Origin of the sequence: Spirillospora sp. NPDC049652, assembly GCF_040675125.1 — a bacterium.
Taxonomy (GTDB): domain Bacteria; phylum Actinomycetota; class Actinomycetes; order Streptosporangiales; family Streptosporangiaceae; genus Spirillospora.
This window is the reverse complement of the sequence record NZ_JBFAOF010000148.1, coordinates 1-11,390: the sequence shown is the minus strand read 5'-3', so window position 1 is coordinate 11,390 and position 11,390 is coordinate 1. Positions and strand designations below refer to the sequence as shown.

Here is an 11,390-nt window from a genome sequence, read left to right as displayed (position 1 = left end):
GCGTCCGGCGAGCTCCCGGCGTGGACGGCCAGGGCACGCAGGTCGCACAGCAGCACGTCCCGTTCGGCGGACGGCAGCGCCGCCCACCGCACCGCCGCCTCGGTCCGTCCGCCCAGGTCGCTGCGCCGGACCAGCTCGCGCAGGTCCCGGCCGGGCGTCCGCTCGGCGATCACCCGGACGGCGGGCCCCGGTGAGGTGGACGACCCGGGCAGGTCCATCCCGTAGAAGCCGACCCCGGCGGCGCGCATCCACTCCAGCTGCCGGTGCATCGGCGCGGCCTCGCCGAAGCGGTAGGTGATGCCGTCCCGGGCCACGTCCGCGACATCCGCCCCGGTCGCGACGCCCGCCCCGGCCGGCGCGTCCGCGACTTTGCCCGGGACGCCGCGGAGCCAGGCGTCCACGCCCAGCCCCTCGGCGAACCCCGACTCCATCACGAACGCGGTGAAGCCGTGCTCCTCCACCAGGTAGCGCAGGATCCGGTGCTTGAGCTCGTAGAACTCGGTGATGTTGTGCGCGCTCTCGCCGAGCGCCACCACGCGCACGTCGCGGGGCAGCTCGGTGATCAGTCGTGGAAGTACCATTGCTCCGGCGTGTACAGGTAGCTCAGCAGGGCCTTGAACGACGCGGTCGGCCCCGACAGCGTGTTCTTCCAGACGACCAGGGTGTTCGGGGTCGGGAAGAACAGCACGGGCAGGTCCGTGGCGAGCGCGGTGGCCTCCGCCGAGAGGGCCTTGGGGTCGGCGCCGAACGTCGAGGCGTTGATCAGCTTGTCGGTCGCGGGGTTGGCGTAGGAGCCGAGGTTGAAGCTGCCGCCGGTGTTGAACACGGTGTTGCTGCTCGGGTAGCCCACGGCGAGGTAGAGCGGCCCGTTGTCCTGCATCGCCCATTCGTTGGTCTTGGCCGGGGCGAACGGGTTGCCGTAGTTCTGGTACATGAAGTTCAGCGACTTGGTGACGATCTTGGCGTCGATGCCGAGCTTCTTGGCCGCCGACACGAACGCGATGTCGCGGGCGCCGACGTAGGCGGGGGTGTTGGCCGAGGCGATCGTGAACCCGATCGTCTGCCCCCGCTTGATCCCCGGCCCGCACAGCGCGGGCTGCTCGCAGGTGGTCGCGCCGCCGGGCACGACCTTCCAGCCGTGGTCGGTGAGCAGCTTCCTGGCCGCGGCCGGGTCGTGGGGGTAGGGCGGCCGGTCACCGAAGGACGGCGGGTAGGGCGAGTCGGCCCCCACGGTGCTGTAGTTCTCCGACCCGGCGCCGTCGTAGATGCCGCGGCTGGTGATATACCTCTTGCCGTCGATCAGCCGCTGGAGCGCCTGCCGCACGTACGGCTGGGCGATCACCTTGTCGAAGCCGCCGACGGTGTTCTTGAAGTTGATGGTGAGCGCGTCGAAGCGGGCGGGGGCCGGGCTGCTGTAGACGGTGTAGCCCTTGGCCTTGAGCGCGGCGGCCTGCGAGATGAACGTGGAGTCCAGCGTGCCGACGGTGAGGTTGCCCGCCTTGAACTGGTTGAGCACAGCCGAGGCGGAGGTGAACGCCTTGAAGTCGACCTGGTCCAGGCGCTTCTCACCCGGCCCGCTGTAGAACCTGTTGGCGGTCAGGGAGAACGACCCGGTCGTCGGGTCGAAACTCTTCAGCTTGTAGGGCCCGTTGACCACCTGCCACAGCGGGTTGCTGGCGAAGGTCTTCTGGTCACCCGACTGCTTGGTGAGATAGGTGTAGATCGCCTTGGCGTTCCTGGGCTGCGAGCTGTCCAGGTGCGGTCCGCCGGTCTTGGCGATGTTCCACTCCTGGGACGGCATGACGTACAGCAGCGCCAGCATCGACAGCAGGTAGGACGGGTTGTAGGCCGTCTTCAGCGTCAGCGTCAGCGTGTCGGGCGCGGTCGCCTTGGCGGTCACGCCGTCCGGGAACTGGCCGGGGGTGTAGAAGCTCCAGTTCGCCGGGCTCTCGGCCAGCGCCGCCTTCAGCAGGTCCAGGGAGAACACGACGTCGCCGGCGGTGACGGCCCGGCCCGTCGACCACTTGTAGTCCTTCATCCTGATCGTGACCGTCCTGCGGTCGGCGCTGTAGACCGGCGGCTCGGCCAGACTCAGCGCGGGATCGACGATCTGGCTCCCGTCGCCGCTCGGCCGGTACAGCGAGCGCCACAGCTGGCCGCGCGCGATCACGGTGCCGTTCGCCGAGGCCGGCGGGTAGGGGTAGATGAAGTTCGGGCTGAGGCCCGGGGTCAGCGCCACGACGGCCGTGCCGCCGTCCTTGGGGGTGCCGGTCTGCTTGGGGGGCGCCGAGATGATGCCCTTGGCCGTCCCGGCGCCACCACCACCGCAGGCGGTCGCGGTGAGCAGCGCGAGGAGGGTGGGCAGGGCGACGAGCCCGCTCGAGAGGCGTCCGCGCATGTGCTAGCTCCTTGCTGAGGTGGGGCGGCCGATCGTGTCCCGCAGGGCGTCGGCGAGCAGGTTGAGGGCGAGGACGGTGAGGATGATGCAGGCGCCGACCGGCAGGACCAGCCACCAGTAGTCGGCGGAGATGTAGGTGACGCCGCTGGCCAGCTGGCTGCCCCAGTCCGCGGCGGGGTAGGTCAGGCCGAAGCCGAGGAAGCCGAGCGCGGACACCACGATGATCGCGTCCGCCACCTGGAAGGTGGCGTTGACGATGATCACGCCGAGCGCGTTGGGGATCAGGTGGGTGAACACCACCCGCCGCCGCGAGGCGCCCATGACCTTGGCCGCGAGGACGTACTCCCGGACCCGGAGCGTCAGCACCTCCCCGCGCACCAGCCGGGCCGACAGCAGCCAGGAGAAGCCGCCGATGACCAGGCTCAGCGAGACCGCGTCCGCGTGGAACCGGGCCGACAGGATCAGCACGAAGAACAGGAACGGGATCGACAGCATGACGTCGACCAGCCGCATCATGACCCCGTCGACCACGCCGCCCGCCAGCCCGGCGATGGCGCCGTAGAGCGTGCCGATCGTGGTCGCGACGACCGCGGCCAGCAGGCTGATCTGCAGCGACACCCGGCCGCCGGCCATCAGCCGCCCGAGCACGTCGAACCCGTTGGTGTCGGTGCCGAGCGGATGGCCCCCGCCGGGCGGCAGGGCCGCGTTGACGACGTCCACGTCGGTCTGGTTGGTCGGGTGGAGCAGCGGACCGAGGACGCAGAACCCGACGATGGCCAGCAGGAGCAGGCCACCGGCGAGCGCGAGCGGGTGCCGTCTCATCTCCGCACCTCGATTCGGCGGTCGGCGGCGGCGACCAGGACGTCGGCGAGGAAGTTGCCGGCGACGGTCAGGAGGCCGCCCATGAGGGTGTAGGCGAGGAGCAGGGGATAGTCCTCGCGTTGCAGGCTGTTGAGGAACAGCAGGCCGAGGCCGGGGTAGTTGAAGAGCGACTCGACGATGACGTTGCCGGCGAGCAGCGTCGGGACGAGCGTCCCGACCAGCGTGATCAGCGGCATGCAGGCGTTGCGGAGCAGGTGCCGGGTCAGGACCAGCCGCTCGGGCAGGCCCTTGGCCCGCGCGACCCGGATGTAGTCCTGGCCGAGCTGGTCCAGCGCCGAGGAGCGCTGGTACTGCGCGAACACCGCGACGCTGCCCGCCGCCAGCGTGATCACCGGCAGGGCCATGGCCCGCGGGTCGGTGAGGACCGCCCACGGCGAGTGCGACTGGGACGCCTCGGCGGGGAACAGGTCCAGCCGCTGGCTGAACACCGCGATCAGCGCCAGCCCGAGCAGGAACGACGGCGTGGCGTACAGCATGTAGGACACGGCGGTGGCCGTCCGGTCGATCAGGCCGTTGCGCCGGACGGCCTGCAGGATGCCGAGCGGCACCGCCACGGCCAGCGCCACGACGAGCCCGGCCAGCGACAGCATCGCGCTGCGGCCCGCGTTCTGCGCGATCAGGGTGGAGACGTCCTCGTTCAGCTTGTAGGACCGGCCGAGGTCGCCGCGCAGCAGCTGCTTGAGGTAGCTGAGGTACTGCACGACCACCGGCCGGTCGAAGCCGTGCTGGTGGTTGAAGGCCGCGACCGCCTCGGGCGACACGCGCTGGCCGAGCACGATCCGGCCCGGACTGTCCGAGACCAGGTGCAGCATGAAGAACACCACCGCCGAGATCCCGAGCAGGACCAGCGCCGACACCGCCAGCCGGTGCAGGACGTACCTAGCCATCGCTTCCCTCCTGCAGCGGGTAGTGGCAGGCCACCTGGTGGCCGCCGGCCAGCGCCGTCATCGGCGGTTCTTCCTGGGCGCACTTGTCGGTGGCCAGGGCGCAGCGGGTGCGGAACCGGCATCCGCTGGGCGGATCGACGGGGCTGGGCGGTTCGCCGCGCACCGGCGTCCCGGTCCGCTCGCCCTCCGGGACGGCGGCCAGCAGGCCCGCGGTGTAGGGGTGGGCCGGGGCGCCGAACACCTCGTCGGTCGTGCCCGTCTCGACGAGCTTCCCGAGGTACATGACGCCGACCCGGTCGGCCAGGTACCGCACGACCGCCAGATCGTGGGAGATCACGACGCCGCTCAGACCGCGTTCGGCCTGGACGCGGCGCATCAGGTTCAGCACCTGGGAGCGGATGGAGACGTCCAGAGCGCTGACCGGCTCGTCGGCGACCAGAACCTGCGGGTCCAGGGCGAGCGCGCGGGCCAGGCCGACGCGCTGGCGCTGCCCGCCCGACAGCTCGTAGGGGTAGCGGTCCAGGACGCTCTCGGGCAGCCCGACGTCGTCCAGCAGCCGTTCGACGCGTTCGCGCCGGTCGCCGACGTCGTGGATCGCCAGGGGCTCGCGGAGGATCCGCCCGATCCGCATCCTCGGGTCCAGGGCGGCGCTGGAGTCCTGGAACATCATCTGGACGGCCCGGCGCGGGCGGGTGACCTTCTCCCCGGCGAACACGATCTCGCCGCGGTCCGGCCGGTCCAGGCCGACCAGCAGGCGGCCCAGGCTCGACTTGCCGCAGCCCGACTCGCCGACCAGGCCGAACGTCTTCCCGGCCGCCACCTCGAAGCTGATGCCCGACACCGCCTTGACGGTCCGGCGTCCGGCCGGGTGCTCGCGGACGAGGTCGATGACGCGCAACAGCGTCTCCCCGGTCTCGCCCGGCTGGAACCGCCTGCGGTCCGCCGACGGGACCGGGCCCTCGACCGGATGCCAGCAGGCGAAGGTGCCGGTGAGCGGCGGCAGCTCCGCGCGGCACTTGTCGGACGCCGCGTCGCAGCGGGGCGCGAACGGGCAGCCCGGCTCGGGCCGCGCCAGGTCGGGCGGGGAGCCGGGGATGCTGAACAGCTCCTCGCCCTTGTCCTGCGCGAGCGTCGGGATCGACGACAGCAGCGCCCGGGTGTAGCGGTGCCGCGTCCGCTCGAAGATCTCGGCGGTGGGCGCGGACTCGACCAGCCGCCCGGCGTACATCACCCCGACCCGGTCCGCCCGCTGCGCGATGACCCCCATGTCGTGCGTGATGAGGATCATCGACATGCCGCGCTGGGCCCGCAGCTCGTCGAGCAGGTCCAGGATCTCGGCCTGGACCGTCACGTCCAGGGCCGTGGTGGGCTCGTCGGCGATGACGATCTCCGGCTCGCAGACCAGCGCCATAGCGATCATCACCCGCTGGCGCTGCCCGCCGGACAGCTGGTGCGGATAGCCGTCCCGCCGGACGCCGACCCGGGCCAGCATCTCCCGGGCCCGGTCCCGCGCGGCCCGCCGGGAGCCGCCGCGGTGCAGCCGGACCGGCTCGGCCACCTGGTCGACGATCCTCTTGGTGGGGTTCAGCGAGGTCAGCGAGTCCTGGAAGATCATCGCGATCTCGCGGCCCCGGTACCGGCGGGGGTCGGCAGCGAGCAGGTCGCGGCCGCCGAGCTCGATCGACCCGCCGGTCACCCGGCCGCCGGCCGGCAGCATCCCCATGACCGCCAGGCCGGTCATGGACTTGCCGGACCCGGTCTCGCCGACGATCCCGAGGGTCTCCCCGCGGCCCAGCTCGAAGGTGACGTCCGCGACGGGCCTGACTAGCCGGTCACCACGCCTGATCTCCACGGACAGGCCGTGGACGATCAGGTTCTTCCGCGCATCCATTGGACGATAGTGGGGGCCCTACCACGGCCGGTGTTCGTCCGGTCCGGCGAATGTTCAGCCTCCGTTTCGTCCGGGTGCACATACCGCCGCCCGCACATCCGCAGGAGCATCCGCGCGGACGTCCGAAGGCGCGCCGGAGCGGACATCCGCGCGGCCGGTGTGCAGGTAGAGCGCCCTTCCCCGGCCGTCATCGCCCAGGAACGCCACCGGCCCGTGACCGGGCGCGACGGGCAGCAGCGCATCGCCGCGCCAGCCGGCCAGCTCGGTCCGGAACGGCTCGTCGCCGAGCTCCGCCGCGATGCCCAGCGGCACCTGGTCCAGCCACAGCCGGCCCTCGGCGTCCTCGCTGACCGTGGTCCGGCTCGTGGACGACACGTAGGTGCCGGCGACGCGGCGCGCGTCCGGGCGGGCCGCCGGATCGGGGACCGGCTTCTCCGGCTGCTCCAGCACCCACCCGCTGATCTCCTCCCGCAGCGGCTTCGGGTTCCCGCCGTTGGTCAGCACCACCACGACCACCTCACGTGCCGGGTCCACGCGCAGGATCGCCGATTGGCCGATCGTGTTCCCGTCATGCCCCAAGACCAGCCCGCCGGGCAGGTCGTACAGCTCCCAGCCCAGCCCCCACGCCGTCCCCCAGCCGATGTCGGGCAACGTGACCTGCGGCTCGCGCATGACGCGCAGGCTCTCGTCGGCCAGATGCGCCTTGGCGAAGGCCACCAAGTCCCTCGCCGTCATGGCCAGCATCGACCCCGCCGGCGCGTTCGACCGGGCCATCGCCCACACCGGGCTCGGCCTCCCGCCGAGATGCCCCACCGCGGCCCGATGCAGGATCGCCTCGTAGGGGTCGTTCGCCGCGTGCGTCATGCCCAGCGGCGTGAACAGGTGGTCGCGCATGCACGCGTCGAACGGCCGGCCCCGCACGACCTCGATGATCCGTCCCAGCACGCTGTAGCCCGCGTTGTTGTAGGAGAACATCGCGCCCGGCTGAAAGATCTGCGGCATCTCCGCGAGGAGGTCCACGTAGGGGACCAGGCAGTCGTCGCCCTTACCGGTGTCGGTGAAGACGTCCCCCTCGAAGCCCGCGGTGTGCGACATCAGCTGTCGGACGGTCACCTCCGGGAACCCGGCCCGGAAACCCGGCAGGTAGGCGTCCACCGGAGCGTCGAGCTCGATCGCGCCCTCGGCGACCAGCTGCATGACGAGCGTCGCGGTCAGGACCTTGGTGACCGACCCGATCTGGAACACCGAGTCGACCGTCGCCTCCACCCCCGTCGCCGTGCTCAGCACCCCGGCCGCCGCCTCGGCCAGGTCCCCGCCGATGCCGATGGCCACGGCCACCCCCGGCACCCCGTTCTCCTCCGCCAGCCCCGGCAGCCGGACCCGCAGCCGTTCCGCGACCTCATCAAGCCTCGTCATCCGGCCTACGTTAGCCAGCCGAACCCGCCCCGACCTCGTCCGCTCCAACCACCCCCACCACCCCGTTTCGTCCCCCCGGCCAAGACCCAGAACCACACCGGCACCCCACCCCGCCCCCACAGCCGGCGACGCCCGACCACGTCGGCCCCGACGGCCAGGTGCGGCGATCTTCATGTTGATGGACGGCCGCCAGATGTGGTCTCCCAGCGACCTCAGCCACGAGGGGGCAGGACCTCGATGATCTCGGCGATTCCGGCCACGGGTCGGGCCTCGTGCATGGCGATCACGTCCCCCGGCCTCAGATGCCGCCACTGCTCGAAATCCAGCGGAGCCAGCCGAACGTCGGCTGTCTCTCCAGGGCCGAGCTGCGGCTCGACCTCCACCCAAAGCACCGCGACATTCATTGTGGGCTCGCCGACTGCGATGCGGTGAGCAGAAGCCCGCCAGGCTCATCCGCAGACCCGCTCGTCGGCTTCCCGCCGTCGGCCATCGCATCGTCCTCCTCTTCGGCCCAGCCTCGCCCGATGAGAACCGCTTGATGCTCCGACGCGCAACCGGTGCCACGCGTTCACGGAGCTTGAGCAGCAACCACTCGGCCAGTGGCGTTAGCGAGCAGTTGGTGTCCGGGTTAGCGCCACAGGCCGTGCTGATGCGCGTTCCGGTTGAATACGGTCATGAAGCACCCCCTATGGGAGCCCTTGTCTGAGGAGGTGCGTGACCCAGGTCGATGCGCATGTGATGCAAGGCCACAAGATTCATGCAGTCCGCGTGATACGCGGAGCATTCGATGAACCGCGGCCGGGGCTCTGCGAGTGCCTGGATGTCGTCGTGGAGCGCTTCGCGGATCTTGGGCAGCGCTTCACTCGATCGCCAACCGCCCCGCTGGACCTCGAAGCGCTCACGGCCAAGATCCAGGCTCTGCCCCAGAAGCCGACGGCAATTGAGGCCCTGTGGGACGGCGATACCGATGGCTGGTTCGTCTATCTCGTAGCCGTCACCCTCGCGCTGAGGGCGGAGCACCGCCTTGCGCTTGTTCTGCACGGGACGGACATGCGCCTGCTCACGGGTAGGTCCGGCTCGTCGGGGTTCGCAAAGTGAAGCGGGACGCCGATCCGGCGGGTTCGGCCTCCAATTCCAGCGCCTCAAGCAGCTGCGGCCGGGCGGCCTCCCAAACCGCGCCTCCGAAGACCCCCGCTGGCCAGGCTCAACGCGATCGCGTGTCCTTCCTCGCAGCTTCCCCAACGACAGGCCGAGTAGGGACGAGCAGGGCCTCGCCGGTCACCGCCCCGCAAGGCCCTCGTTTGCGGTGGGTGACACGTTCGTTAACGACCCCCGAGGTCGGGCGGTGGGGCGATGATGGTGAGCGGCGGGACATGTACTGGGCGAACGGCCCCGTCCAGCAACCCAGGTGGTCGACGAGTGTTCGCGGCGCAGATGGACGACGAGGTTCAGGTCGACCACCGCATCGGCGGACCCGGACGGTCCGCCCCGGACGGTCCGCCCCGGACGGTCTGCAGTCCGCGCGACGGCGAGACCGTCATCGGGTGGCTTCCGCCGGGAGCCTGCCAGCTCTGCGAGGGCACCGGACGCGTCTGACGTACCCGCCCGCCCGGCGCCGATCAGCCGGCCTCTGGCGAGCCTGGCTCCGGGGGATCACCCTTGGCTTGCTCGTCCGGCTCGGCGATGCGCAGGAGCGGCAGGTCCGGGCCGGGCCAGGCCGCCGAGTCCTCGACATCACCGCGTCGGTACAGCGCCGTGGTGATCGGTTCGCGCTGCCAGGGCGGTTTCCAGTCGGTTTCGCCGGCGGGGCGTATCAGCTGGGCGTTGACCAGGTGCTGCCAGTCGGTGGGGCGGATGCCGAGCAGGTCGGTCGCCTCACGCGGCCACAGCAGCTGGGCGCGGCGGACCTGGTCGACCAGGTCCCGGTCGCCGCTGAGCTCGGCGATGCCGGCGAGGGGCCACCGGCCGCCCCGCCCGGTGGTCAGGTTCCGCGTGCGGGCCTGGCGGAGCAGGTCGTGTTCGGTCCAGCCGGGCAGCAGCTCCAGCGCCTGCTCGGTGGTGGCCGATGCGGCGAGCCATGCCTGGCGGTCGGCGATCACCTCGGCCAGCACCGCCATGCTGTCGGCGTCGCCGGCGATCTGCTCGAGGGCCGCGACGTCGTACAGCGGGAAGGAGCGGCGGGGCCTGACGTCGTGGTAGTCCACGACGCTGGTCAGGCCGCGTTCGGCCAGGGCGCCGATGTCGTCGTAGTCGACCGGCAGGCCGGTGCGGTCGGCGAGCAGCTCGGCGCAGCGGCGCGCGCCCATCGGCGGGGGCGGGATCTGCTCGGCCAGCGCGCCGCCGCGGGCGGCCAGGTGCTCGGCGGCCGCGCGGGTCCAGAATCGCCCGAGGTCGGGGTCGGGCAGCAGCCCGGCGTCGGCTGCGCGGCGCCACTGCCCGTAGTCCCATCCGAGCAGGTCCCGCATCTGCTGGTCGTCCACCAGATCGGGAATCGCCGCGGCGTACCGCTCGGCGTCCGCGAGGATCTGGTCGACCAGCGGCCCTGACCACCGGGGGGTCTTCAGGTCGAAGGGCGGCAGGACGTGGGCTGCGACGGCCCTGTCCATCTGCCCGTCGCTCCAGCCCAGCGCGGCGGCCAGCTCGCGCGGCGTATGGGCGACGGTCCGCCGCGACCTGCCCTTCCCGCTCCCAGCCGCGGACGCAGACGCGGACCCGGAAGCAGACGCGGACGCGGGGACCGGCGCGGTGTCCGACCGGCCTTTCACGAGAACGTCCCCCTCAGCTGCATCAGCCCACCGGTCGCGACCTGCTCGGTGCACGCCTGCAGCATCCGCTCGGAGGGGTCGTCGAGGTGCTGGTCGGTGAGCCACCCGGGCGGCAGGACCACCAGCACCGCCGCGCGGCGGGACTTGCCCACCGTCCGCCACTGCCCGTCAACAATGCCGGTCCGGCGTCGGCGACCCACCAGGCGCCTGCGCCGCGTCGCGTGATCCGGGCGACGCGGCCGCGGTCCATGTGCATCGTCCACGCCTCTACCTCCTCCACCCGCCCCTGGTACAAGTCGACCGGGCGCAGTCCGATGGAGAGCATGTCGGCGTGATGGCCGCCGGTCCCGTGCGCGTGCGGGGTGCCGGGCTGGACCACCAGCAGCGGGTAGACCGTGCCGCCAAGGCGGACCAGGCTGGAGGTGACCAGTCGGCTTCGGCCTGATCGCGGGGCCCGGGGGACGGCGGGGTCGGCGCGGCGCCGTGAACGGGAAGGCCGCGCCCGTGGCAAGCGGCGTCGACCTGCTGCGCCGTCCAGATCCGGGGGCGGCCGCACCCAGGGTGCGTCCACACCGGCACCAGCGGAGCATCCTCGCGGCCCACCGGGATCTGCAACCCCAGGTTGACCGACGCGGACGCGGCGACCTCGATCGGGTCGTCGCACAGCCAGCACACCAGCGGTGAGGTTCCGGACTCGGCCATCTGTAGCAGCGTCCGGACATCGGACTGGTCCAGGAACAGATCCATTCCGGCCGCCAGGTAGTACACCGCCACGCTCCCGGGCCCCGTCAGCCGGGTGGTGACGCCCTCACCCGGCTCCACCGGCCCGGCACCGCCGGCGGCCTCGCCCGCAGTCCCACCCGGGGTGTTCTCCGACTCCTCCCGCGCCGCGGCCTGCAGCGATGTCAGGACACCGCAGGAGAGTTCCAGGACGTCGTCCAGGACGTCCGCCAGGTCAGTGCGCGGCAGCGCCTCCAGGTGCGAGACCAGCGCGCGGACACCGTCGTCGCTGACGTCCCGGGCCAGGTCGTACACGGTCACGGTCGCCGCGGCCGCCATCGGGCCCGGCGCGGCGGGCAGGATCGACAGGATCGCGCCGGCCAGGGACGCGACCGTCACCCGGTCCCCGTCCAGCACCTGGTCGGCGAGCC

Annotated in this window: 12 protein-coding genes; 2 read left to right on the top strand and 10 right to left on the bottom strand. The window is 71.8% G+C overall.

Annotated features, from left to right (window positions below; genetic code table 11):
* The 7 genes from AB0J52_RS13065 to AB0J52_RS13035 form a co-directional block, all read right to left on the bottom strand.
* Window positions 1-581: erythromycin esterase family protein (locus AB0J52_RS13065; protein WP_500181790.1), on the bottom strand; the 581-nt coding region annotated here is incomplete at its 3' end.
* Complete coding sequence (locus tag AB0J52_RS13060) at window positions 563-2,398, bottom strand: ABC transporter substrate-binding protein (RefSeq protein ID WP_500181789.1); 1,836 nt, start codon at window positions 2,396-2,398, stop codon at window positions 563-565. The genes AB0J52_RS13060 and AB0J52_RS13065, both read right to left, overlap by 19 nt.
* Before the next feature lie 3 nt (window positions 2,399-2,401).
* Window positions 2,402-3,220 carry an ABC transporter permease gene (locus tag AB0J52_RS13055; protein ID WP_500181788.1) on the bottom strand — a complete coding sequence of 273 codons (819 nt, stop codon included), beginning with the start codon at window positions 3,218-3,220 and terminating at the stop codon, window positions 2,402-2,404.
* Window positions 3,217-4,167, bottom strand: coding sequence for an ABC transporter permease (locus tag AB0J52_RS13050; RefSeq protein ID WP_500181787.1), 951 nt, complete (start codon window positions 4,165-4,167; stop codon window positions 3,217-3,219). Before AB0J52_RS13050 ends, AB0J52_RS13055 begins: the two co-directional genes overlap by 4 nt.
* The gene (locus tag AB0J52_RS13045; RefSeq protein WP_500181786.1) at window positions 4,160-6,058 is read right to left on the bottom strand and encodes a dipeptide ABC transporter ATP-binding protein; all 1,899 of its coding nucleotides are present in this window, start codon (window positions 6,056-6,058) and stop codon (window positions 4,160-4,162) included. The genes AB0J52_RS13050 and AB0J52_RS13045 overlap by 8 nt, the downstream gene beginning before the upstream one ends.
* 54 nt (window positions 6,059-6,112) lie before the next feature.
* Entirely contained in the window at window positions 6,113-7,474 is a 1,362-nt protein-coding gene (locus AB0J52_RS13040; protein ID WP_500181785.1) for a serine hydrolase domain-containing protein, read from the bottom strand.
* A 212-nt stretch (window positions 7,475-7,686) separates the two neighbouring features.
* Window positions 7,687-7,866, bottom strand: a complete 180-nt coding sequence (locus AB0J52_RS13035) for a hypothetical protein (protein WP_500181784.1) — start codon at window positions 7,864-7,866, stop codon at window positions 7,687-7,689.
* Between the two features lie 322 nt (window positions 7,867-8,188).
* On the opposite strand from AB0J52_RS13035, the gene AB0J52_RS13030 reads away from it, so the two are divergent.
* Both AB0J52_RS13030 and AB0J52_RS13025 read left to right on the top strand, forming a co-directional pair.
* Entirely contained in the window at window positions 8,189-8,572 is a 384-nt protein-coding gene (locus AB0J52_RS13030; protein WP_500181783.1) for a hypothetical protein, read from the top strand.
* 321 nt (window positions 8,573-8,893) lie between these two features.
* Entirely contained in the window at window positions 8,894-9,070 is a 177-nt protein-coding gene (locus tag AB0J52_RS13025) for a hypothetical protein (RefSeq protein WP_500181782.1), read from the top strand.
* Between the two features lie 23 nt (window positions 9,071-9,093).
* Here the strand turns inward: AB0J52_RS13025 and AB0J52_RS13020 are convergent, their stop codons facing one another.
* The 3 genes from AB0J52_RS13020 to AB0J52_RS13010 all read right to left on the bottom strand — a co-directional run.
* On the bottom strand, window positions 9,094-10,080 hold the full coding sequence (locus tag AB0J52_RS13020; RefSeq protein ID WP_500181781.1) for a hypothetical protein: 987 nt from the start codon (window positions 10,078-10,080) through the stop codon (window positions 9,094-9,096).
* 181 nt (window positions 10,081-10,261) lie between these two features.
* Window positions 10,262-10,618 carry a hypothetical protein gene (locus AB0J52_RS13015; RefSeq protein ID WP_500181780.1) on the bottom strand — a complete coding sequence of 119 codons (357 nt, stop codon included), beginning with the start codon at window positions 10,616-10,618 and terminating at the stop codon, window positions 10,262-10,264.
* Window positions 10,507-11,390 (bottom strand): hypothetical protein (locus tag AB0J52_RS13010; RefSeq protein ID WP_500181779.1); only part of this gene is annotated, 884 nt, incomplete at its 5' end. The genes AB0J52_RS13015 and AB0J52_RS13010, both read right to left, overlap by 112 nt.

Bases quoted from the DNA above. Each gene is read 5' to 3' on its own strand.
- AB0J52_RS13060 (WP_500181789.1), bottom strand. From the start codon at position 2,398: ATGCGCGGACGCCTCTCGAGCGGGCTCGTCGCCCTGCCCACCCTCCTC.
- AB0J52_RS13055 (WP_500181788.1), bottom strand. From the start codon at position 3,220: ATGAGACGGCACCCGCTCGCGCTCGCCGGTGGCCTGCTCCTGCTGGCC.
- AB0J52_RS13050 (WP_500181787.1), bottom strand. From the start codon at position 4,167: ATGGCTAGGTACGTCCTGCACCGGCTGGCGGTGTCGGCGCTGGTCCTG.
- AB0J52_RS13045 (WP_500181786.1), bottom strand. From the start codon at position 6,058: ATGGATGCGCGGAAGAACCTGATCGTCCACGGCCTGTCCGTGGAGATC.
- AB0J52_RS13040 (WP_500181785.1), bottom strand. From the start codon at position 7,474: ATGACGAGGCTTGATGAGGTCGCGGAACGGCTGCGGGTCCGGCTGCCG.
- AB0J52_RS13020 (WP_500181781.1), bottom strand. From the start codon at position 10,080: ATGGACAGGGCCGTCGCAGCCCACGTCCTGCCGCCCTTCGACCTGAAG.